General features: G+C 57.9%; 20 protein-coding genes. 2 read left to right on the forward strand and 18 right to left on the reverse strand.

Annotated elements, in window-relative coordinates:
- Window positions 1–167 precede the first annotated feature (167 nt).
- A complete protein-coding gene (locus ACFSW5_RS12210; protein WP_379273276.1) occupies window positions 168–1,520 on the reverse strand; it encodes a DUF2515 family protein in 1,353 nt (450 codons plus the stop codon).
- Window positions 1,521–1,638: 118 nt separating this feature from the next.
- Here ACFSW5_RS12210 and ACFSW5_RS12215 point away from each other — a divergent pair, with 118 nt between their 5' ends.
- Entirely contained in the window at window positions 1,639–2,334 is a 696-nt protein-coding gene (locus ACFSW5_RS12215; RefSeq protein ID WP_379273885.1) for an SOS response-associated peptidase, read from the forward strand.
- Window positions 2,335–2,432: 98 nt separating this feature from the next.
- Here the strand turns inward: ACFSW5_RS12215 and ACFSW5_RS12220 are convergent, their stop codons facing one another.
- From ACFSW5_RS12220 to ACFSW5_RS12240, 5 genes are all read right to left on the reverse strand, one after another.
- Window positions 2,433–2,720, reverse strand: coding sequence for a stage VI sporulation protein F (locus ACFSW5_RS12220; protein WP_379273280.1), 288 nt, complete (start codon window positions 2,718–2,720; stop codon window positions 2,433–2,435).
- A gap of 65 nt (window positions 2,721–2,785) precedes the next feature.
- On the reverse strand, window positions 2,786–4,840 hold the full coding sequence (gene recG / locus ACFSW5_RS12225) for an ATP-dependent DNA helicase RecG (RefSeq protein ID WP_379273282.1): 2,055 nt from the start codon (window positions 4,838–4,840) through the stop codon (window positions 2,786–2,788).
- 5 nt (window positions 4,841–4,845) lie between these two features.
- A complete protein-coding gene (locus ACFSW5_RS12230) occupies window positions 4,846–5,712 on the reverse strand; it encodes a DegV family protein (RefSeq protein ID WP_379273284.1) in 867 nt (288 codons plus the stop codon).
- Between the two features lie 47 nt (window positions 5,713–5,759).
- The gene (locus ACFSW5_RS12235) at window positions 5,760–7,553 is read right to left on the reverse strand and encodes a DAK2 domain-containing protein (protein WP_379273286.1); all 1,794 of its coding nucleotides are present in this window, start codon (window positions 7,551–7,553) and stop codon (window positions 5,760–5,762) included.
- A 16-nt stretch (window positions 7,554–7,569) separates the two neighbouring features.
- A complete protein-coding gene (locus ACFSW5_RS12240) occupies window positions 7,570–7,929 on the reverse strand; it encodes an Asp23/Gls24 family envelope stress response protein (protein ID WP_379273288.1) in 360 nt (119 codons plus the stop codon).
- A 237-nt stretch (window positions 7,930–8,166) separates the two neighbouring features.
- Here ACFSW5_RS12240 and rpmB point away from each other — a divergent pair, with 237 nt between their 5' ends.
- Window positions 8,167–8,355, forward strand: coding sequence for a 50S ribosomal protein L28 (gene rpmB / locus ACFSW5_RS12245; RefSeq protein ID WP_379273290.1), 189 nt, complete (start codon window positions 8,167–8,169; stop codon window positions 8,353–8,355).
- Between the two features lie 161 nt (window positions 8,356–8,516).
- Here rpmB and spoVM read toward each other — a convergent pair whose 3' ends face one another.
- From spoVM to coaBC, 12 genes are all read right to left on the reverse strand, one after another.
- The gene (spoVM, locus tag ACFSW5_RS12250; RefSeq protein WP_010345573.1) at window positions 8,517–8,597 is read right to left on the reverse strand and encodes a stage V sporulation protein SpoVM; all 81 of its coding nucleotides are present in this window, start codon (window positions 8,595–8,597) and stop codon (window positions 8,517–8,519) included.
- A 177-nt stretch (window positions 8,598–8,774) separates the two neighbouring features.
- Window positions 8,775–9,044 (reverse strand): hypothetical protein, encoded by a 270-nt coding sequence (locus ACFSW5_RS12255; RefSeq protein WP_379273292.1) that lies wholly within the window; start codon window positions 9,042–9,044, stop codon window positions 8,775–8,777.
- A 12-nt stretch (window positions 9,045–9,056) separates the two neighbouring features.
- Window positions 9,057–9,701 (reverse strand): ribulose-phosphate 3-epimerase, encoded by a 645-nt coding sequence (gene rpe / locus ACFSW5_RS12260; protein WP_379273294.1) that lies wholly within the window; start codon window positions 9,699–9,701, stop codon window positions 9,057–9,059.
- Between the two features lie 5 nt (window positions 9,702–9,706).
- Window positions 9,707–10,657, reverse strand: a complete 951-nt coding sequence (gene rsgA / locus ACFSW5_RS12265; RefSeq protein ID WP_379273887.1) for a ribosome small subunit-dependent GTPase A — start codon at window positions 10,655–10,657, stop codon at window positions 9,707–9,709.
- Entirely contained in the window at window positions 10,647–12,806 is a 2,160-nt protein-coding gene (pknB, locus tag ACFSW5_RS12270) for a Stk1 family PASTA domain-containing Ser/Thr kinase (RefSeq protein ID WP_379273296.1), read from the reverse strand. Before pknB ends, rsgA begins: the two co-directional genes overlap by 11 nt.
- Window positions 12,807–12,809: 3 nt before the next feature.
- Entirely contained in the window at window positions 12,810–13,571 is a 762-nt protein-coding gene (locus tag ACFSW5_RS12275) for a Stp1/IreP family PP2C-type Ser/Thr phosphatase (protein ID WP_379273300.1), read from the reverse strand.
- Between the two features lie 4 nt (window positions 13,572–13,575).
- Window positions 13,576–14,622 carry a 23S rRNA (adenine(2503)-C(2))-methyltransferase RlmN gene (gene rlmN / locus ACFSW5_RS12280; RefSeq protein ID WP_379273302.1) on the reverse strand — a complete coding sequence of 349 codons (1,047 nt, stop codon included), beginning with the start codon at window positions 14,620–14,622 and terminating at the stop codon, window positions 13,576–13,578.
- A gap of 118 nt (window positions 14,623–14,740) precedes the next feature.
- A complete protein-coding gene (gene rsmB / locus ACFSW5_RS12285) occupies window positions 14,741–16,237 on the reverse strand; it encodes a 16S rRNA (cytosine(967)-C(5))-methyltransferase RsmB (protein ID WP_379273304.1) in 1,497 nt (498 codons plus the stop codon).
- Window positions 16,234–17,181 (reverse strand): methionyl-tRNA formyltransferase, encoded by a 948-nt coding sequence (gene fmt, locus ACFSW5_RS12290; RefSeq protein WP_379273306.1) that lies wholly within the window; start codon window positions 17,179–17,181, stop codon window positions 16,234–16,236. The genes rsmB and fmt overlap by 4 nt, the downstream gene beginning before the upstream one ends.
- A gap of 3 nt (window positions 17,182–17,184) precedes the next feature.
- Window positions 17,185–17,697 (reverse strand): peptide deformylase, encoded by a 513-nt coding sequence (gene def / locus ACFSW5_RS12295; protein WP_379273308.1) that lies wholly within the window; start codon window positions 17,695–17,697, stop codon window positions 17,185–17,187.
- A 103-nt stretch (window positions 17,698–17,800) separates the two neighbouring features.
- Entirely contained in the window at window positions 17,801–20,290 is a 2,490-nt protein-coding gene (gene priA, locus ACFSW5_RS12300) for a primosomal protein N' (RefSeq protein WP_379273310.1), read from the reverse strand.
- Window positions 20,287–21,513 (reverse strand): bifunctional phosphopantothenoylcysteine decarboxylase/phosphopantothenate--cysteine ligase CoaBC, encoded by a 1,227-nt coding sequence (gene coaBC / locus ACFSW5_RS12305; RefSeq protein ID WP_379273312.1) that lies wholly within the window; start codon window positions 21,511–21,513, stop codon window positions 20,287–20,289. The genes priA and coaBC overlap by 4 nt, the downstream gene beginning before the upstream one ends.
- Between the last annotated feature and the right edge of the window lie 158 nt (window positions 21,514–21,671).

The raw sequence follows: 21,671 nt of genomic DNA on the forward strand, positions 1-21,671 counted from the left end.
GCGGCGGCTCGTTGCTCTCTCATAACGAGAACATCACTCTGTTGGATGACGAGCGTCTTGGCGAGCTGATCCCGAAGCAAATCCCAAGACCGTTCCTGCAACAGAAACGGCCGCCGCCTGCTCCCCCCGACAACCTCGCAAGCCTTTCGCCATACGCTTAAACGGCATTATCCCCCCCTCCCGACAAGCTTCCCTGCCCTTTCTCCTGCCGTTACGGCTAACTCGATTTTGTTCAGCAGCAACCGATACTCCCAGCTCATTTCAAATACGTGCGGCATCGTCAACGCCCGAAAATAACGTACTACCTCGGCTGTTTCTTTGAACCAATCGCCTGCTTCGGGAAGCGGCAGCCTTATGTCGTCCCACGCATCCTCCAATACCGGACTGCTAATCCTCTCCGCACCGGGACGCAGCCGGCCGCCGGCCAAACGGTCCCGGTAAGGGGCTTCGCCGTCAGCTGCCGCCAGGCCTGCGCGGAACAGTTCGGGGGCATAATCGGCTCTTGAGCCGGTATGGCGCTTAGTCTTAACGAAAGCCAACGTTCCTTCAAACACATCCGGCACGCCGAACAGAAGCGTATATAACTTTTTGCCAAATTCGATCCGCTCTTCCAAATTTCCGAAGGACTCCATGATGAGTCCGGCCAACTGCAGCTTTTCCCCGCCTCCGTAAGGAAACATGACGGCGTTTAATTGCAGCAGCTTCTGAATTTCGGCAAGTCCCGTATGAAGAACATTTTGACCGTAATAACGCTTGCGGACAACCCGTTCCTCAATATAATGCTGCTCGTTCACAATAAGGGCAATCGTTAAGGGCACAGGATCCCGATCCAACCAGAAACGTTCCCACACCGGTCCCATAAACCGCGAAACGCCAAATGCCGGAAGCAAATGGAACATGCTCCGCCCTTCGGTCAAACTCCGTTCATAAAGCCGAAGCTGCGGATAAGCGTCATAGAAAATATAAGCGTTTGATCTTTCCAGAAACTGAAAAATCGTCTCCAAACGCTCCATCCGGATTAAGCGCGGCAACCACTCGCCTTTCAAGTCGGTCATATTCCAGCCGGCGTTTCTCGAAACCATATGAGCCAGCAGCGCCCAATGCAGCTCCGGCCTTCGTATATACAGTTTCCTGTAAGCTTCCGTGCGCGTTAAGTTGTTCCGGTTTCTGATATACGTTTCCGCACGTATTTGTTCGACTCTGGCCCGGTCTTCAACGCTTAAACGCAACTCTTCGGACTCGCCCGAACCAACTGTGTTTCTTGTGTAAACCGGCTCGCCCAATGAAACGCCGGCTTCCATCTGAAGCCGAAATCTTTTCCATGTGGAGACACGAAAGTTGGCGGCCGCTTCGTCCCAAGCCGTGGCAAGCTCGCGAACGGCCTCTCGGCGCAGCACCGGAGTACGGGCGGCAGCGGCCAGCTGCCGAGAGCGCCGATAACCGAGCCATTTCCCGACCGCATACTTGCATCCGGCGACGGGCCAAGCGAACAAGCGCTGCAATTCTGTCATTCCCGCCATGAACCGCATAATCTCCTTTCTTGTTGATTCCGCACTTTACCAGTATGATCGGGTAACGGCTCCGGCATGCGAAAAAATAGTATAATAAAAGCAACCAATGACAGAAAGGGTGCTCGCCATGTGCGGCAGATATACGTTAACGGTTACGCTGGAGGAGCTGATGCTCCGTTACTGGATCGAGGAAGCCCGCTTTCCGTTCCATCAGCCGAAATACAATGTGGCGCCGGGCCAGCAAGTATTTGCCGTCATTCACGACGGGACCAAGCGGCGCCTCGGACAGTTGAAGTGGGGACTCGTTCCGCCCTGGGCGGACGACCCGAAAATCGGCTTCAAGATGATTAACGCAAGAGCGGAAACCGCGGCGGCAAAACCCGCCTTCGCCGAGCCGATCAGACGCAAACGCTGCCTTATACCGGCCGACGGCTTCTACGAGTGGAAAAAGCAAGGCAACGGCAAGCAGCCGATGCGAATCGCGCTTCGCGACCGGGCGGTTTTCAGTTTTGCGGGTTTATACGAAATCTGGGAGGCGCCGGACGGGTCCAGGATAAGCAGCTGTACGATATTGACGACGGAGCCGAATTCGTTAATGTCGCCCATCCATGACCGGATGCCGGTCATACTCGATCCGGCAGACGAACCGCTGTGGCTGGAGCGAAGGCCGCTGGATACGGGTGAGCTGAACCGGATATTCAAGCCGTATGACGCGGACAAGCTGGAAGCTTATCCGGTCACCCCCGCAGTCGGCAAGGCCGACTTCGATTCCCCGGAATGCATTAAGCCTTACCGGCAGGACGAGCAATTGGAGTTGTTTTAGACCGTAATGAATTACTCTATAGAGAGGCGGGGGGTCCCCTTCCGCCCGAGATGTATTCGCATCGTTTCCCGGAACAAAAAAAATCGCCGACCGTCCGGTCAGCGAAACATGCCCCACAGCTTAAGCAAATGGAACGTATTATTGGGATCGATTTTCTGCGAAACGATAAAATAAACGATCTGTTCCTCTTGCGATTCCGTCAGTTTCTCCTGCAAAATGACGGCGGCCGCTTTAACCAGCTTGCGAACTTTCACGCGGTCCTGCAAGTCGTATTTCGTCACATTGGCGACCAGCATGCGTATCCGGTCTTTCGTGACCGGATTTTTCATTTTGAACTTGACGCGTTCGACCAGCTCCGGCTTGATTCCATATTTTTGATAGGTCATCAGGCTACACCTCCATCCGGCATCCCATATCGGTTATCTATATGCCGGACGGTATCCGTAATTGCCTAATCTAGTTGTTCGCCCTGTAAAATATGATCCTTGCCCAGAACGGCGCGAACGCCTTCGTAAGCCGGGCTGCTCCAGAAATCTTCCCTGCCGGTCAAATCGGCGGCATCCTCCCTGGCTTGCTCCAGCAGCTCGTAATCGGCCACCATGTCGGCCACTTTAAATTCCGGAACCCCGCTTTGCTTCGTGCCGAAAAAATCGCCGGGACCGCGCAAATCGAGATCCCGTCTTGCCACCTCGAAGCCGTCGTCCGTCTCCGTCATGACGTTCATCCTCTCGCGCCCGGCCTCCGACTTCGGATCGGCGACCAGCACGCAATACGATTGATAGGCTCCTCTTCCGACCCGCCCGCGCAGCTGATGCAGCTGCGACAAGCCGAACCGCTCCGCGTCCATAATGACGATCAGCGTGGCGTTCGGCACGTCGACGCCGACCTCGACGACCGTCGTTGCGACAAGCACTTGCGATTCGTTCGCTCCAAAGCTGCCCATGACCGCTTCCTTCTCGGCCGCGCCCAGCCGGCCGTGCAGCAGACCTACTTTCAAATCGGGAAAAGCCTGCTGAATTTGAACATGAACATCGATCGCGTTTTGCACGTCAAGCTTGTCCGATTCTTCAATAAGCGGACAGATGACGTACGCTTGCCTTCCTTCGCTCACTTCCTTGCGAATGAAGCCGTAAACCCGATCCATCGCCGAATGCTTCACCCAATACGTCTTGATCGGCAGCCGGCCGTGCGGCCGTTCGCGCAGCGTCGAGACGTCCATGTCCCCGAAGGCCGTAATGGCAAGCGTTCGTGGAATCGGGGTTGCCGTCATCGTCAGGACGTCGGGATTAAGCCCCTTCCGGCGCAGCACGCTCCGCTGATTGACGCCGAACCGATGCTGCTCGTCGGTTACGACAAGACCGAGACTACGGAAAAACACCTCGTCCTGAATAAGAGCATGCGTTCCGACGACCACGTCGATCATGCCCATTTGCAGGCCGGCCAGCACTTCCCGCCTTTTTCTCTCCGGCAAACTGCCGGTAAGCAGTCCCACTTCGATGCCGGTTCCGGCAAACAGCTTCTGAAGCGACCGGTAATGCTGCTCCGCCAATATTTCCGTCGGAACCATCAAGGCGCCCTGACGGCCGGCTTTGACCGCTCCAACCAGAGCGATAGCCGCCACGACGGTTTTGCCCGAACCGACGTCTCCTTGCAGCAAACGGTTCATCGCATACGGCTGGCGCATATCGTAGACGATCTCGTTAATCACTTTTTTTTGCGCTTCAGTAAGTTCAAAAGGCAGCGTCGCCGCAAACTTGCGGATGGTTTCCGCCTCGATCGGGTGCGCGACGCCGTCCGCCCGGTCCCGGTTCAATGAACGGTATGCTTGAAGCTTCAGTTGGAACAGGAACAACTCCTCGTAAGCCATCCTGCGGCGCGCAGCGGCTCCGGCCGACGTGTCGCCCGGCAAATGCAGCCGCTCCACCGCCTCCCTTCGCGGAATGAGACGGCGGCGCTCCACGATTTCTTCGGGCAGCAGTTCCCGGATAAGCGCGCCGTATTGCTCCAACGCTTGGCGGATCGTCTTGCGTATCCAGGTCTGTGTAATCGAACCGCCTACCGAATAAACCGGCTGCAGCGTTCCGGATTTCGCCGAACGCGTCTCGCGGTCCGCAAACTCCGATTCCGATACGGTCATTTGCAGCCTGCTCTGCTCCCACTTCCCCGTGAGCACAATATCCCTTCCCGGAACGATCTGATCCTTCAGAAACGGGCGATTAAACCATACGGCGGTAATGAGCATGCCGTCGACCTCGATCTTGGAGGTCAACCGGGACTTGTTCCGTCCATAGCGCTGCAGCATCGGATTGCCGCGGATCGTGCCCTGCACGGTCGCTTTATCTCCGTCCTTGATTTCCTTCAGGCTGCGCAAACGGTAATCTTCGTAACGGAACGGAAAGTAGTCCAGCAAATCGGCAACGGTATGTATGCCAAAGGCGTGAAGCTCCTCTTCCTTCGAAGCGCCCACGCCTTTTACTTGCCGGACCGGTATTTCTTCCAGCAACATGGCTATCAACCTTTCAATCTGTACATAAATACGGCCGCGGTGCCCGATCCGACGTAGTTGCCGATCACGGGACCGATAAACGTATCGTCCGTCTTGCGGACGTTAAACCGGCCTTGCAAAAGCTCGTGCAAGTTTTTTGCCGTTTCCTCGCCGTCGCTTGTCCATGCCATAATGACGGCAACCGGCTCCTCCGGCGTGAAAGTCTCGCCAAGCATATCCAGAATCCGGTTCATCGCTTTTTTGGTGCCTCTTATTTTATCGGCCGAATTCACGAAGCCGTCCCGGTCGATCGTCAGAATCGGCTTAATGTTGAGCAGCGTGCCGATCATGGCGGAAGCTCTGCCGATGCGGCCGCCCTTCTGCAAATATTCGAGCGTGTCGACCAGAAAATAAAGCTCGGTATTTTCCTCGAGCCGCTTAGCTTCTTCCAGTATCTCTTCCTTTGACGCCCCGGCCTGAGCCATCTCAGCCGCTCGAACGACGCGAACGCCAAACCCGTAAGATGCCGATTTGGAGTCGATCACCGTAATATCGGCTTGCTCTTCGAGCATGGAGCCGGCAATAAGCGCCGACTGGTACGTTCCGCTGAATTGCGAAGACAAGGTGAACGCGATGATGGACGCGCCCGGCTCCCGCTGCAATATTCGCTGATAAGCTTCCATAAATTCGGCCGGCGACGGCTGGGAAGTTCGCGGCAATTCCTTCGACGCCTTCAGCTTCTCGTAGAATGTGCCGGGGTCCAACGTGACGTTGTCCAAATAGCCCACTCCGTCAATCTCGATTTTTAACGGAACCATCTCGATGCCGAGCTGCTTCCGAACTTTCTCAGGCACGTCGGACGTACTGTCCGTCAATATAATCACTTTGCCCATCCGATCACTCTCCGCATGATGTACGATATTGTGTATTCATTAGAGCTTTATTCGACCGCAAAAATATAAGGATAAAGCGGCTGTCCCCCGGCTTGCAGCTCCAGCTCCAGCTCCGGATGCTCCGTTTCGACCCACTCGAGCAATTCCTTCGTCACCGAATCGGCCGCGTCCTCGCCCGTCAGCACGGTCAGCAGGTCTCCGCCTTCCTTCACCATCGATTCGATCATGGATTTGCACGCGGCAATAAGCTCCGGCTCGGAGGCGACGATCTGCTTCTCGCAGATTGCGATATAGTCGCCTTCCTTAATGTCGATGCCGTCAATGGAGGTGTCCCGCACCGCATGCGTCACTTGTCCCGATACGACCTGGGAGGCGGCGTTGGTCATCCAATCCGCATTCCGTTCCGCCGATTGCTCCTCGTTGAAAGCAAGCACCGCCGCCAAGCCTTGCGGAATCGTCTTCGTCGGAACGACCGTTACGTTGCGCTCGGACAACGATGCCGCCTGCTCGGCAGCCAAGATGATGTTTCCGTTATTTGGCAAAATAAATATATGCTCCGCTGGAAGAGATTCGATCGCTTTGACGAAATCCTCGGCGCTAGGGTTCATCGTTTGACCGCCGGACAATACGACATCGACCCCGTTATCCAGGAAAATCGCTTTAATCCCTTCCCCCATGGCGACGGCAATCATGCCGTAAGGCGCCCATTCGTAAACCTTCTCCGGCGACGTCGTCTGTACCGCTCCCGCTAGCAGCTCGGCCGACGCGAAACCGTCGTCCGCCATGCCGTAAACCGGAGCTTGCTCCGGCAAGCCCGTCTCTTCATGGGCGAGCAGGTCCCGATGCTGCTCCCGCATGTTCAGAATGCGGATATCCATCAGCTCCCCGTAAGGAAGGGAAAGATTGAGGACGTCTCCCGGCTTGCGCGAATGAACGTGAACCTTAATCGTATCTTCGTCGCTGATGACGATAATGGAGTCCCCGTCCTTCTCCAACGCTTTTTTGTAAGCGAATTCATCGAAAGGAGCCGCAGATGTGCCGCCCAGCTTGCGGTTAATAAAAAATTCCATATCGTATAAAAATTCGATGGATTCCGTTTCCAAGCGGGATTGGGCGGATGCCGGAACCGTTTGACGCGGCGCCGGGGCCGGCGTAGCCTCGGCCGCTTTCATGCCGACCTGCTCGGGCAACGCCGCTTCCGTTACGGCGGTAAACGATTTGTCCGATCCGTCCAGCCAGCGCATAAAGCCTTCATAGATTAGAACCAAGCCTTGTCCGCCCGAATCGACGACGCCGACCTGCTTCAATACCGGCAGCATATCGGGAGTCCGCTGGAGCGCTTCATTCGCTTTCGCATGCACCTCGCGCATAAGCTCGTTCATGTCGTTCGCACGGCGCGCAACTTGTACCGCGTGTTTGGCGGCTTCCCTGGCAACGGTAAGAATCGTCCCTTCAATAGGCTTGACAACGGCCTTATAGGCCGTATCCACGCCTTGTTGAAGCGCGGCGGCGAATTGAACGGGCCCCGCCTCCTCCAGTGAGCCGAGCGATCGGGAGAAGCCTCGGAACAGCTGCGACAGAATGACGCCGGAGTTGCCGCGGGCGCCCATCAAGAGTCCTTTCGACAACGCTTCGGCCGCTTTCCCCACATGCTCCGAAGGCTTGCCCTGCAATTCGCGAATACCCGATTGAATTGTCAAATTCATGTTCGTCCCCGTATCGCCGTCGGGTACCGGAAACACATTCAGTGCGTTCACCCGTTCAACGTTCCGCTGTAAATATTCCGCACCAAGCGAAGCCATAGCCGCAAACTCGGTTCCGTTTATGAAGCGCTTACTCAAATAATGACTCCCCTTCCTAAGTAGATACCCTTACGTCTTGAACAAATATATGAACCTGGCTTACTTCCAGACCAATGACTTCATTCAGAACGTATTTCACTTTCGATTGAATGTTATGCGCCACTTCGGAAATTCTCGTTCCGTAGCTGACGATGATGTGCAGATCGATATGAATGCCGTCCTTCTCCTTGCGGACTTCAACCCCGCGGGAAAGATTGTCCCGCTTCAGCAATTCCGCAATTCCGTCCTTCAGCTGCTTCCGCGACGCCATTCCGACAAGTCCATAACAATCCATGGCTGCAGAGCCGGCGATAACCGCTATGCATTCGTCCGTTATATGTATTTGGCCAAGTTCGTTAGTAAGCTGCATTGGCATGCACAATCACTCCTTCGCATTGAGTATGGACTTAAGTACCATTGTACTATAAACCATACCGTTATTGAAGTCTATTCCATCCCGCTCCAAACCGGCGTACCTTCTAGAATATAGGTTGAACAGTTTTCAAATATGTGATACGATAGGCGAGTATGTTTGTATTCGTGCTAAGTAATTTTCACGAAATTGCTTACGAAAGACGTTTTGCTTGCTGCAAAGCTTGAAGGAGGTGTAGTCATGTCCCGCAAATGCTTTATTACCGGTAAAGGACCAGGCAGCGGAAACCACGTTTCCCACGCCAACAACAAAAACCGCCGTACTTGGGGCGCCAACGTTCAGAAGGTTCGCATTCTGGTCGACGGCAAGCCGAAGCGCGTCTGGGTTAGCGCCCGCGCTCTGAAGTCCGGTAAAGTGACTCGCGTATAATGTAAAAAGCACCTGAAGCCCAGGTGCTTTTTTTCTGCCTTTTTTAGCCGGGTAAAGCTAATAATCCGGCTTGAACTTCCCGTTACGGTTTCGGCCCGCCAAGCGCGGCGGCAGCCGTTTTACGCTTATCGTACGACGAATCGAAGGCGGCTGCATCGGATTCAGTTTTTTTGGAAGGTATTTAGGATCGCCTTTACAAACCCGCCCAGAAATTTTGGCAGCTTGATCGTGTAAAATTTCATGTTCATCCCTCCTCAGACTCGCTCACCTTGATTGCCACAGGCGTATATTCCATCGGTTCCCCGGCGGTTTTGCCGCCACAAAAAAAGGTAACACGAACTCTCGTTCATGTTACCATCCTATGCGTCTGCAAGCTGTCCTATTCCATAGGCTGCCGCCCGTTTCGGCCGGCTATCCGGCTACGGAGCGGGAACGCCTTCCGATTGATAATAAATAATCATTGCGGTAATAACCGCGCCTAATAAATACATGATAATCGACTGCGCGATAAAAAGGATGCGCACAGGCCATGTTTCGTATTGGCGAAAAAAACGGATGATGAGATATAAGGCGAGTAAGGAAAATACGTATTTTACGATGCCCGGCGTATAGGAAAATGCCGCAAGAAGCGCGCCTACCGCTACGCTGTAGAGAAAAATCCATAACGCCGTCTTCCATTTGCTCGTCATCTTCCGCCTCCTCTATCTGAGCGCGGCGATCGCCGCTTTCCGGTCCGCTTCGGCGAATACGGCGTTGCCGGCGACCAGCACGTTCGCTCCCGCTTCCCGGACGAGCGGAGCGGTAGACGGGTTAATGCCGCCGTCGACCTGGACATCGACATGGCTCCGTCCGCGGCGGTTCAGAAGCTCTCTCAGCTGGCGAAGCTTCTCCAGCGAGTACGGAATAAAGGATTGGCCGCCGAAGCCGGGGTTTACCGTCATGATCAGCACCAGGTCGACATCGTCCAGCACCGGCTCAAGCGACGACACCGGCGTGGCCGGGTTGATGGCGACGCCCGCCGGCAGGCCCAGCTCCTTGATTTGATAAATCGTTCTGTGAAGATGAAGGCAAGCCTCCGCATGCACCGTAATCCGGTCCGCTCCGGCAGCGGCGTACTCCGCGATGGAAAGCTCGGGGCGTTCGATCATCAAATGAACGTCGAACGTCAGTTTCGTCGCCGGACGGATGGCGCGGATGACCGGCGGCCCGAACGTCAGGTTGGGCACGAACCGGCCGTCCATTACATCGATATGAATCCAATCCGCTCCGGCACGGTCGGCTGCTTGTACTTCTTCTCCCAATCGGGCGAAATCCGCCGAAAGGATGGAAGGGGCAATGATTGTCATAGCTGTTAGTACCTCCGCTTTTTCTCCTTCATTTCCGCGAGGAATTGAAGATAATGATCGTGGCGGCTCCGCGCCACCTTTCCGCTCTCCACGCCCGCCAGAACGGCGCAGCCCGGTTCGTGGACGTGCGTGCAGCCGCGGAATTTGCAATCGGGAGCAAGCTCCCTCATTTCGATAAAACCATAGCTTAAATCTTCGATGCCAAGCTCTTGAAAATCCAATTGGCTGAAGCCCGGCGTATCGGCCACATAGGCGCCCGCCACGTCGACGAGCTCGACGTGGCGGGTCGTATGCTTGCCCCGGCCAAGCTTGCTGCTGATCTCGTTCGTCTCCAGCGCGAGCCCGGGCACGAGCGCGTTCAGCAGCGACGACTTGCCGACGCCGGACTGGCCCGCGAAAACGGCCAAATGGCCTTGCAGACGCTCTTTGAGCGCTTCGATGCCTTGGCCTTTGCGCGAGCTGGTGCCGTAAACCTCGTAGCCGATGTTCGTGTACAGCGTCCGGACCAAGTCCGCCGCTTTTTTCGCTTCCGCCGCTTCGGCCCCTTCGAGCTCCAGATCCCCTTTGCTTAGTACCAATACCGGCTGTATGCCGGCATGCTCGATATGAACCAGGAACTTGTCCAGCAGCTGCAAATTAAGCGCGGGCTCCGTGACGGAAAAAACAAGCACGGCCAAGTCCACGTTCGCGACCGGCGGCCGGATGAGCTCCGACCGGCGGGGCAGCAGCTCGTCCACCACGCCTTCGCCGTTCTCGGTCAAGCTGTACAGCACGGCGTCTCCGACAAGCGGAGAAACGCCGCGCTTCTTGAAAATTCCTCTAGCCCGGCATTGAACGGCGGGAGCCGATCCCGCTTCGCCCGTTTCTTCTTCCGGACGGACATAATAGTATCCGCTTAATGCTTTTACGATTCGTCCCTTGAGCTGTTCGGTCATGCGCGTCCCCTTATTCGTCATTTCCGTCGCCGCCGCTTTCGTCGCCGCCGCGCCCGTTGTTTCCGTTTCCGTCGTTTCCGTTTCCGTTTCCGTTGCCGTTGCCATTGCCGTTATCCTCGCCGGTTCCGGCAGGAGGAGCTTCGGCTTCACCTTCGTCGATCGGCGAAGCGATCACGGATGAGCTTTCGCCTTGCACGATCTCGTCGTAGCTGATGGATGCCGTGTCGATCGGCAGCTCGTCCCGGAACACCGAGATCGTCGCTTCCGAATTCGGAGCGAGAACGACCGTAACCGGGAACACTTCCCGTTTCGTAATCGTATGCTTCTCCTCCATATTTTCGCCGCGCGAGTCGCTGTATACGATAACGACCTCGCTTGGCTGCCCGTTAACGGCCGGCGAGATGTCGACGTTGAACTGATACTGCTTCGCATCCTTCGGTATGCCGGCGCTTACGCGGAGCGAGATGGCGGCGCCTTTGGTCACCGCTTCCTTCGGCGCGAACGGCGTCTGGTCGATAACCACGTCTTTCTCGTATTCGAAGCTTTCTTCGTACAAGATGTCTTCATCCGACAACGTCAGTCCGTATTCGGCGATTATTTTTTTCGCTTCCTCTAGCGTCTTGCCGACCAGCTCCGGCATCTCGAACGTTTCTTTCCCTTTGCTGACCACAAACGAGAAGTCCGTCTCGGAAGGAACGATTTCCGAGTTCGGCGCCGGGTTCTGCTCCATGATGACTCCGGCTTCGACGTCGTCGCTGTATTCTTCTCTCACGTCGATGCGCTGCTCATCGGCTCCCAAGGCGATCAGAGCTTCTCTCGCTTCTTCGATCGACTGGCCGACGTAATTGTCAAGCGTAGCCGGCTCCGGCCCGTCGCTGACGGTTATCGCGACGACCGAACCTTCCTTGACGGTCATGTTCTGCTTCGATTGGTCGAAGACGATGCCCTTTTCCACCTCGTCGTTATATTCGTGCTTGGCCGGCTGTTCAACCTTCAGCCCCGCTTCCTGCAGCATTTGGATGGCTGTCTGTTCATTTTCGCCGATCACGTACGGGACGGTCACTTCCGGCGTATCCAGCTTGTCAAGCAACCACATAAAACCCCAGATGATCAGTCCAAGGGCGACAAGCGTCGATACGATAATCGCCGTCGGCTTTTTCCAGCCTTTGTTCTCGGCCGTCTTCTCCTCTTCCTGCCGGCTTGTCTGCTTGCGCTCCGGCGGAGTTGGCGCGGACCGGTCCGCCGCGACGGCGGCCGCAGGCTTGAAATCGCCGGGCCGGATGGCCGGCATGACCCTCGTCTCCTCCAGATCGTCGTCGGGAGCGAAGTCGATTTTCGGCTCGTCCAGCCGCTCCGGCTTCAAGCATGTGTCCATATCGTACAGCATTTCCCGGGCAGATGCGTACCGCTCCGCTGGATCTTTGCGCAGCGCCCGCAAAATGATGTTCTCCACGCTTTGCGGAATATGCGGGTTCACCTTGCGCGGCTCCTCGAACGTCTCCTGCAAATGCTTCAGAGCGACGCTGATCGGGCTCTCGCCGAGAAAAGGAAGCCGGCCGGTCACCATTTGGTACAATACGATGCCCAGCGAATAAATATCCGATTTTTCGCCGGCGCTCACGCCCTTCGCATGCTCGGGGGAAAAATAATGAACCGAGCCGACGACGGAGCCGGTTTGCGTAATCGTGGACGAGGTAACGGCTCTCGCAATGCCGAAATCCGTCACCTTCACCCGTCCGTTTTTGCCGATGAGAATGTTATGCGGCTTAATATCGCGATGAATAATATGATTCTGATGGGCGTGCTCCAGAGCGTCCGCGATTTGCATGGCAATGCGCACCGCTTCCTCGGCTTGCAGCGGCGCACGCTCCTGAATGATTTCATTCAAATTATGGCCTTCGATGTACTCCATCACGATATAATGCGTGTCTTCCTCTTGCCCGACGTCGTAAATGCTCACGACGTTCGGATGCGACAACGCGGCGGCCGATTGCGCCTCGCGGCGGAACCGGCGGATAAATTCCTCGTCATGCACGAATTGCTGGCGCAGCACCTTTACGGCGACGTTGCGGTTCAGCAGCACGTCGTGCGCCTTATAGACAAGCGCCATGCCTCCCCCGCCGATTCGGGTCAGAATTTCGTATCTGCCGCCCAAATTATGTCCGATCACTGCCTACACCTCCCGCTCGGTACCGGCTTCTTCCTGCAGAAGGACGACGGTAACGTTGTCATCTCCTCCGGCATGCAGGGCAAGCTCGATAAGGCGTTCCGCTTTGGCGGACAGATCCGTCTGCGAATCGCCGACCGTTTCGAGAATCCGGTCGTCGTCCACCATCGTCGTCAAGCCGTCGCTGCACAGCAGCAAGACGGCAAGCGGCTCCAGCTCCGCAATGATAACGTCCGCCTCCACCTTCTCGTCCGTCCCGACGGCCCGCGATATGACGTTCCGCCTCGGATGACGGGCGGCTTCTTCCTGGCTGATCTGGCCGGAACGCAGCAGCTCGGCGACGAGCGAATGATCGTCGGTCAGCTGCCTGATTCCCGCAGAATCGATCAAATAAACGCGGCTGTCGCCGATATGGCCGATGATCGCCCGGCCGCCGCGCACGAGCGCGGCGATCAGCGTCGTCCCCATATTGTAATAGCGGTCGTTCTGCGCGGCCAGCCGGTATACGGTATCGTTCGCTTTTTCCATGGCGTTACGGATCAGGAGGCTTCCTTCCTCCTCCGAATAACTTCCGTCGCCGATCGCGGCTTCAACGCTTTCCACTAGAGATTCTACGGCGACGCGGCTTGCCACGTCTCCCGCCTGATGTCCGCCCATGCCGTCCGCAATGACGGCAAGCGTAACGCCGCCGGCAAGCTCGCCTACCCAAGAGTAATCTTCGTTGATCTGACGAATCTTTCCGATATCGCTTCGGTTCGCCGTTAACACGTTATCACCTCGCAGTGGACTCCATATGTTTCGCACGAAGCTGGCCGCATGCGGCCGCGATGTCGTGACCTTGCTCTCTGCGGATCGTAGCGTTTATTTTGTTCCGTTCCAGAATGCGGTGAAACTCGAAAATGTCGTTGCGGCTCGTGCGCACGTATTTGCGCTCCGGGACGTAGTTGACCGGAATCAAATTGACGTGGCACAGCATTCCCTGCAGTACGTCCGCAAGCTCCTGCGCATGCTCGGGCTGGTCGTTGACGCCTCCGATCAAGGCGTATTCGAACGTAATCCGCCGTCCGGTCTTGGCGATATAATGGCGGCACGCCTCCATGACGTCCTCGAACGGAAAGCGGCGGTTGACCGGCATCAGCTTGGAACGCAAAGCGTCGTTAGGCGCATGGATGGAAATCGCCAGATTGATTTGCGTGTTCTCCTCCGTAAACTTGTAGATGCTCGGCACGATGCCGCTCGTCGAGACGGTAATATGCCGCTGGCCGATGTTCAGGCCTTTCTCGTGAATCATCGTCCGCAGGAAAGCCATCGTCGCGTCGTAGTTTTCGAACGGCTCGCCCGTTCCCATGATGACGATGCTGGAAATGCGTTCGTTCGTTTCGTCGAGCATCTGCTGCGCCTTGACGACTTGCGCTACGATTTCGCCGGCTGTCAGGTTCCGCTTCAAGCCGCCCAACGTCGATGCGCAGAACGTGCAGCCGATGCGGCAGCCGACCTGTGTCGTAACGCATATGCTGTTGCCGTAATTATGGCGCATGACGACCGTCTCGATCGCATGGTTGTCGTGCAGGCCAAACAAATATTTGACCGTGCCGTCTTTCGATTCCAGTCTCGTAATTTCATTCAATGTCACGAATTCGAATTGGTCCGCCAGCTTCGTCCGAAGCTCCTTGGACAGATTGGTCATGTCGTCGAAGCTCGTTACGCGCTTGACGTACAGCCAATCGAACAGCTGCGAGGCGCGGAAAGCCGGTTCGCCGTTTTCCCGCATCCAATCTTGAAGCTGCTCCAGCGTATAGTCGTAAATGAAAGGTTTCATTAGTTTTAATATCACACCTGTACGTTTTGAAATTGCCGGAACCCGTTTTTTCCCGGCCGCCGGCCCGCCGTCGACGAATATTCTACCACAAACGCCTGTGCTTAAGCCACACGGGGCGTTACGGACGCTTTCTCAGCCTTGCGATAAAGAAGCCGTCGCTCTGAAAATGAAACGGCAAAAGCTGAACGCTTCCGTCGAAGTCCGGGCCGACCGCGCCGGCCTCCCGAAGAGGCTGAAGCACATCCTCCGGCCAATCCCGGTCGAGGCCGTACTCGGGATGCTCGCGCAGAAACCGCTCCACCTGCCGCTCGTTCTCCTTCGGCTCGATCGTGCATGTGCTGTATACGAGCGTGCCGCCGGGCTTAACAAGCACGGCGACGGCATCAAGCAGACGCTTCTGGATTTCCGCGATCGCTTCAACGTCCTCCGGCGACTTCGTCCATTTGATTTCCGGCTTGCGCCGGATCACGCCAAGTCCCGAGCACGGGGCGTCCAGCAATACCGCATCGAGCGATTCCGGAGCGAAACGCTCCCCGAGCTTAGCCGCGTCGCCGATGATCGCCTCGACGTTCGCGAGACCTAATCGGGCAACCTGCGCTTCGATCAGTTGAAGCTTATGAGGGTGAATATCGTTCGCCCAAACCTTCCCTTTGCCTTCCATCAGCTCGGCCAGATGCGTCGATTTGCCGCCGGGCGCGGCGCAGCAGTCGAGCACTTGCATGCCGGGCTTGGGCGCAACGACCTGCGCGACCAGCATCGAGCTTTCGTCCTGCACGGTCCAGCGCCCTTCCCGGTAACCGGCGGTATCGGCCATATTGCCGCCGCGGCGGACGACGATCCCGACCTGCGGGGCGGCGGGCGAGCGATCCGCCTCGTAACCGTCCGCCTGCAATTCCGCCAGCACCTGCGCAGCGTCGTTCTTCAGCCGGTTCACCCGCAGCGAGGCATGCGGAGGTTCGTTGCCCGAAGCGCAGATCCGTTCCGCCGCGTCTTCGCCGTAGCGGTCGATCCAGCGCTTCGCCAGCCATTCCGGGTAAGAGTGCGCAGTCGCGATCCGTTCGGCCTCATTCGCCCCGGAGATCGCTTCCGGAACGAGTTCCGAGCGCCTGCGGACGATGCTGCGAAGCATCCCGTTCACCATGCCCGATATCCCTTGATGGCCGCGACGCTTGGCAATGGCGACCGCTTCGTTGACGGCGGCATGCGGCGGTATCCGGTCCAGGTACAGCAGCTGGTATAGGCTGAGCCGGAGAAGCTGCAGAACCCACGGCTCCAGCTTGCCGAGCCCTTTGGCGGCGAATTGGGCCAGCCAATAATCCAGCGTCTTCTGTCTCTGGATCGTTCCGTAAACAAGCTCGGTCACGAGCGCCGCGTCGGCTTTGGACAGCTGAGCCTCCTGCAGCGCTCGGTTCAGCTGCAGATTGCTGTATGCGCCGGTCTCGGCCACCTTCAGCAGCGTATCGAGAGCGAGCTCGCGTGCGGAGCGCGGCTTAGGGCCGCCTCGGCGGCGGTCCGCGGAAGCTCCGGAAGCCTTCCCGCCGGAATGCTTGCGCGAGCCGCCGCTTTCGCTTCGGTTATTCGGCTTCGGACGAGCGGTCCGCCTTTGGTCGCTCATGCCGGTTCACCGCCGAATACCGTTCCGGGATTCAGCCTTGCGCCCTTCAGCCATTCCGAAGCGGGCATCGCCTTTTTGCCGGCGGGCTGAATTTGTTTCAACAGCAGCACGCCCTCTCCGGTCTGCACCGCAATGCCGTCGGAATCGGCCCGAAGCACTTCGCCCGGCAACGCGCCGGCCTTTTCTTTGTCCGAAGCGAGGGATGCGGCCCATACTTTGAACACTTCCCCTTCGAGCTGCGTGAAAGCTCCGGCCATCGGCGACAAGCCGCGAATCTGGTTGTGGATCTGAACGGCGGATTTGCTCCAATCGATCCGCTCGTCCTCGCGGGTCAAATTCGGCGCGTATGTTGCTTCTTCCTCGCGCTGCGGAACCGCCCCAGCCGTACCGTCGATAATCGACGGCAGCGTCGCGCCAAGCAGCTTCGCCCCGGCGACGCTCAGCTTCTCGAACATCGTGCCGGACGTATCGTCGTCCTCGATCGGCACCTCGACGCGGCTGATCATATCCCCCGTATCCAGTCCGGCCGCCATATACATGATCGTAACGCCGGTTACCCGCTCGCCGTTCATAATCGAACGTTGAATCGGCGCGCCGCCGCGGTATTTCGGCAGCAGCGAGCCGTGCACGTTAATGCAACCCAGTCGCGGCAGCTCCAATACGCCCTTGGGCAAAATTTGCCCGTAAGCGGCGGTTACGATCAGATCCGGCTTAAGCGCCGCTACGGCAGCAACCGCATCCTCGCTGCGCATCCGTTCGGGCTGCAGCACCGGCAAGCCGTGCCGCAGCGCTTCTTCCTTGACCGGCGACGGCGTCAGCACGCGTTTCCTCCCCTTCGGACGGTCCGGCTGGGTCACGACGGCTACGACCTCGTAGCCTTGTTCCAGCAGCAGCTTCAAAGAGGGAACGGCAAATTCCGGCGTTCCCATAAATACGATGCGCATAGGTTACTCGCCGCCTTTTCCGGCACGGGCTGCGCGGACGGGCTTCTCGGCTTGCTCGGAAATATCGTAAACCGATTCGGCGATGTCGGTAAAAAGAACGCCGTTCAGATGGTCGATTTCATGCTGGAACGCCCGCGCCAAATAACCGGTCGCATCGACCGTGAACGTCTCCCCGGCCGCATTTTGCCCTTTGACGACGACACGATTGGCTCGGCGCACCTCCCCGTTCAAATTCGGGATGCTAAGGCAGCCTTCCGGTCCGATCTGCTCGCCGTCGCTTTCGGTAATAACGGGGTTGACCATTTCGATCAAGCCGTTCTCGTCGCCCACGTCGACGACGATGACGCGTTTGGAGATGCCGATCTGCGGAGCGGCAAGACCGACGCCGTCCGCGTCGTACATCGTTTCGGCCATATCCTTCAGCAGCTTCTGAAGGTTGGCGTTAAATTTGGTTACTTCCTTCGCCTTCTCGCGAAGCACCGGATCCGGATCTTTTACAATTATGCGAATAGCCATTTCTTAATTCCCTTCCTTTTCATAGAACGATAAATAAATGTCGTCAGAGCGGAAACGATGTTCAGGTCCATTCTTAAGGACGACCTAATGAAGGATTCCTACTCTACAAAATCATTTGCGGATCGATGTCGATGCTGATTTGCGCCTGCCGCCCGGCGGGCGCCTCCATAAGCGGCTTCGATGCCGCCCGCAGCATGGACGATATGTCGATGTTTCCACGATATTTTATCACACATTGAAAACGGTAGCGATCTTTCATTTTGGCGATCGGCGACGCCGTCGGCCCGAGAACCTCCATCGTCTTCGGACGGCCGCCGTCCAACGGGCCGAGATAGCCGGCCGCGCCGGCGAGCGCGCGCAGTTCTCCGGCGAACTGCTCCGCTGCCGGGGCAAGCACGCCGATCTGCTCGTGCGACATCGTTACCAGAACAAGCCGGCAATACGGCGGATACGCCAGCAAGCTGCGGTGCTTGAGCTCCTCCGCGAGAAAAGCGGCGTAATCGTGGCGCTGGGCGGCTGCGATCGCGTAATGCTCCGGCGCATACGTCTGGATAATGACCTCGCCGGGAAGATGATGCCGCCCGGCCCGGCCCGCGACCTGCGTCAACAGCTGGAACGTCCGCTCGCCGGCCCGGAAATCGGGCAGGTTGAGAGACGTATCGGCCGCGATGACGCCAACCAGCGTCACATACGGAAAATCAAGACCTTTGGCGACCATTTGCGTTCCAAGAAGCACGTCCGCTTCCCGGTCGCCGAATTGCTTTAACAGCTTCTCGTGAGCGTTTTTCTCCGACGTGGTATCTACGTCCATCCGGATGACCCGTATGCCTGGAAACAGTTTGGCAAGCTCCTCCTCCACCCGCTGCGTCCCCGTTCCGAAGTAACGGATATGCTCGCTGCCGCATGAGGGACACGACGCGGGAAGCGGTTCGGCATGGCCGCAATAATGGCAGCGCAGCACGCCGGACTTCCGGTGGTAGGTGAGCGAAATGTCGCAATGCGGACAAGTGGCCGAATAACCGCATGAACGGCACATAACAAAGGTCGAGTAGCCTCTGCGGTTAAGCAGCAGGACGGACTGCTCGCCTCTTGCAAGCCGTTCTTCAAGCGCTTGGTGAAGCGAACGGCTGAACATCGAGCGGTTGCCGCTCATCAGCTCGCCCCGCATATCGACGATGCGCACCGGGGGCAGCGGTCCCCCGTGCACCCGCTCCGGCATCGGCAGCAGCATGGATTCGCCTCCGGGCGACGTCCGGCTCGCCGCCGCATAAGATTCCAGCGACGGCGTCGCCGAGCCCAGGACGACGGCGGCGCCATGCTGCTTCGCCCGTTTGACCGCAACGTCCCGCGCATGGTACTTGGGCGTCTCCTCCTGCTTGTACGAGGATTCGTGCTCCTCGTCGATAATGATGAGGCCGATGCGCTCAAACGGCGCAAATACCGCCGAGCGGGCGCCGATAGCGACCTGAACGGCGCCGCTTCGGATTTTGCGCCATTCGTCGTACCGCTCCCCGTGCGACAGGCGGCTGTGCATGACCGCGACGGCGTCGCCGAACCGACCTTTGAACCGTTCCACCATTTGCGGCGTAAGCGAAATTTCGGGAACCAGCACGATCGCCTGCTTGCCGAGCGTCAAGCAATGGTGGATCGCCTGCAAATACACTTCCGTCTTGCCGCTGCCGGTCACGCCGTGCAGCAGCATCACCTTCGGCTCCGGCGATTCGACCGCTCCGGCGATCCGGCCGTAGACGTCCTGCTGGCCCGGAGTGAGCGGCAACGGTTCCGTGCGCTTGAACTCCCTCCCGGCATAAGGATCCCGCTTCGACTCCTCCTCCCGGATCGTTACGAGCCCTTTGTCGGCCAGCGCCCGCACGCTGCCCGCCGAGCCCCCGGCTTCGGCCAGCAGCCGCTGCAGCGGAATCGGCTCGTTGTTCCGCAATATGTAGGCGAGAAGCTCCCTCTGCTTTCCGGCCCGCGCCGGGAGCGAAGCGAACAGCCGCTCGGGGTCGGAGCTGCCTTCGGGAGGATAGACGGTCAGCACCTTGCGTATGCCGACCCGGTCGTGAATCGAGGTTTTCTCCTCCAGCATGCCGGCTTTGAGCGCCTGCTTGACGGCCCCCGCATAGTGCGGGAAGCGGCCGAGCAGAACGTCGAGCTTGACGCCCCCGTCCTTGTTCAACCATTGAAGGAGCTCCTCCGGCAGTCCGGACAAAGCTCCGTTATCGTCGGGCGCTTCGTTGCTTAACGTTACGAAGCGTTCCGCCTTGCCTTTCAGCGCGGACGGAACCATCGCCTGCAGCGCTGCTATCCACGTGCAGACGTACTTGTCGCTCATCCACCTCGCGAGCTCGATCAGATCGGGAAGCAGCGGCGGAACGGGATCCAGCAGCTCCGCGACCGGCTTGATCCGCTTCGCGTCGAACTCCGACTCGTCCGCCAGCCCGATCACGAACCCTTGCAGGACGCGGCCTCCGAACGGCACGCCTACCCGGCTCCCGGGCTCGATCCACGGCTCCATATCCCGCGGCACGGCGTAATCGAACGGCCGGTCCGTCTGACGGCTCGGCACGTCCACGATAACTTTCGCGATCATTCCGCGGCTCCCCCGCTCCGTGCCGCAGCGGAAGCGAGCCGTTCCGCCGCGACGGAAAGAATCCGGCCGGCCGTCTCGCGCTTGGACATAAGCGGAAGCGATTCGATCAGCCCTTCCGGCCCGTATATTTGCACGATGTTCGTATCTCCGTTAAAGCCGGCTCCTTCGGCGCTTACGTCGTTGGCCACGACCAGATCGCAGTTTTTGCGCTTCAGCTTATCCATCGCATACCTTTCGACTTGCTCGGTTTCGGCGGCAAACCCGATCAGAAACTGCCGTCTCTTGCTCCGTCCCAGCGTTTCCAAAATGTCGATGGTCCGTTCAAGCTCAAGAACAGGCTTCTCGCCCGATTTCTTGATCTTTTGCGAATGGGCATGAGCCGGACGGTAATCGGCGACGGCAGCCGCCTTGATGACGATATCCGCGCCGTCGAACCGCTCTGCGACGGCTTCGAGCATCTGCGCCGCGGACTCGACCTTGACCGTCCGCACGCCCGCAGGCGGCTCCGCCGACGTCCGCCCCATGACGAGCGTCACGTCGGCCCCCATCCGGTACGCGGCTTCCGCCAGCGCGAAGCCCATCTTGCCCGAGGAATCGTTCGTAATGTACCGCACCGGGTCGATCCTCTCGATCGTTCCGCCGGCCGTCACAAGCACACGCTTGCCGGCCAGCTTCCCTTGCCCGCGGAAGAACGTATCGACCGCCAGCACGATATCCTCCGGCTCCGCAAGCCGGCCTTTCGCAACGTAGCCGCACGCGAGCTTTCCCGTACCCGGCTCGACGAACATGGCGCCCCTTTCGGCAAGTATCTCCATATTCCGGACGACGGCCGGATGCTCGTACATATGAACGTTCATGGCCGGCGCGATCAATACCGGCGACGTCGCAGCCAGCAGCGTCGTGCTGAGCATGTCGTCCCCGAAGCCGCCCGCCATCTTCGCGATAAAATTCGCGGTTGCGGGTGCGATAACGATCAGATCGGCCTTGTCGGCAAGATGAATATGGGTCACAACCGACGGATCCCGCTCGTCAAGCGTATCGATATGTACGGGATTGCGGGACAACGTCTGAAGCGTGAGCGGCGTAATAAACTTCGTCGCCGACTCCGTCATCATGACGTGAACGTCCGCTCCGGCCTGAACGAGCTTGCTGCACAAGGCCGCTCCCTTATACGCGGCAATGCCGCCCGTAATCCCGAGTATGATCGTTTTCCCTGTTAACATTGTTTCCCCCCGCGGCAAACCTAAACGGCCGCTTGATTGCCGGACGATAGCTTCGCCTTAAGAAATAATGGTTGGTTGTCGTGGACTATTATCCTATCATACCATACGATTTGAGGATATATTAACCTTCTCCGGGAAGCGGCGCCCGGAGTGAAGCG

This window comes from Paenibacillus thailandensis (genome assembly GCF_042685365.1).
GTDB classification, from domain to species: Bacteria; Bacillota; Bacilli; order Paenibacillales; family Paenibacillaceae; genus Paenibacillus_AP; species Paenibacillus_AP thailandensis.

What these genes read in the sequence shown, in the direction of transcription:
- ACFSW5_RS12210 (WP_379273276.1), bottom strand. Translation starts at nt 1,520, where the DNA reads ATGGCGGGAATGACAGAATTGCAGCGCTTGTTCGCTTGGCCCGTCGCC.
- ACFSW5_RS12215 (WP_379273885.1), top strand. Translation starts at nt 1,639, where the DNA reads ATGTGCGGCAGATATACGTTAACGGTTACGCTGGAGGAGCTGATGCTC.
- ACFSW5_RS12220 (WP_379273280.1), bottom strand. Translation starts at nt 2,720, where the DNA reads ATGACCTATCAAAAATATGGAATCAAGCCGGAGCTGGTCGAACGCGTC.
- recG (WP_379273282.1), bottom strand. Translation starts at nt 4,840, where the DNA reads ATGTTGCTGGAAGAAATACCGGTCCGGCAAGTAAAAGGCGTGGGCGCT.
- ACFSW5_RS12230 (WP_379273284.1), bottom strand. Translation starts at nt 5,712, where the DNA reads ATGGGCAAAGTGATTATATTGACGGACAGTACGTCCGACGTGCCTGAG.
- ACFSW5_RS12240 (WP_379273288.1), bottom strand. Translation starts at nt 7,929, where the DNA reads ATGCCAATGCAGCTTACTAACGAACTTGGCCAAATACATATAACGGAC.
- rpmB (WP_379273290.1), top strand. Translation starts at nt 8,167, where the DNA reads ATGTCCCGCAAATGCTTTATTACCGGTAAAGGACCAGGCAGCGGAAAC.
- spoVM (WP_010345573.1), bottom strand. Translation starts at nt 8,597, where the DNA reads ATGAAATTTTACACGATCAAGCTGCCAAAATTTCTGGGCGGGTTTGTA.
- ACFSW5_RS12255 (WP_379273292.1), bottom strand. Translation starts at nt 9,044, where the DNA reads ATGACGAGCAAATGGAAGACGGCGTTATGGATTTTTCTCTACAGCGTA.
- rpe (WP_379273294.1), bottom strand. Translation starts at nt 9,701, where the DNA reads ATGACAATCATTGCCCCTTCCATCCTTTCGGCGGATTTCGCCCGATTG.
- rsgA (WP_379273887.1), bottom strand. Translation starts at nt 10,657, where the DNA reads ATGACGAATAAGGGGACGCGCATGACCGAACAGCTCAAGGGACGAATC.
- rlmN (WP_379273302.1), bottom strand. Translation starts at nt 14,622, where the DNA reads ATGAAACCTTTCATTTACGACTATACGCTGGAGCAGCTTCAAGATTGG.
- rsmB (WP_379273304.1), bottom strand. Translation starts at nt 16,237, where the DNA reads ATGAGCGACCAAAGGCGGACCGCTCGTCCGAAGCCGAATAACCGAAGC.
- fmt (WP_379273306.1), bottom strand. Translation starts at nt 17,181, where the DNA reads ATGCGCATCGTATTTATGGGAACGCCGGAATTTGCCGTTCCCTCTTTG.
- def (WP_379273308.1), bottom strand. Translation starts at nt 17,697, where the DNA reads ATGGCTATTCGCATAATTGTAAAAGATCCGGATCCGGTGCTTCGCGAG.
- priA (WP_379273310.1), bottom strand. Translation starts at nt 20,290, where the DNA reads ATGATCGCGAAAGTTATCGTGGACGTGCCGAGCCGTCAGACGGACCGG.
- coaBC (WP_379273312.1), bottom strand. Translation starts at nt 21,513, where the DNA reads ATGTTAACAGGGAAAACGATCATACTCGGGATTACGGGCGGCATTGCC.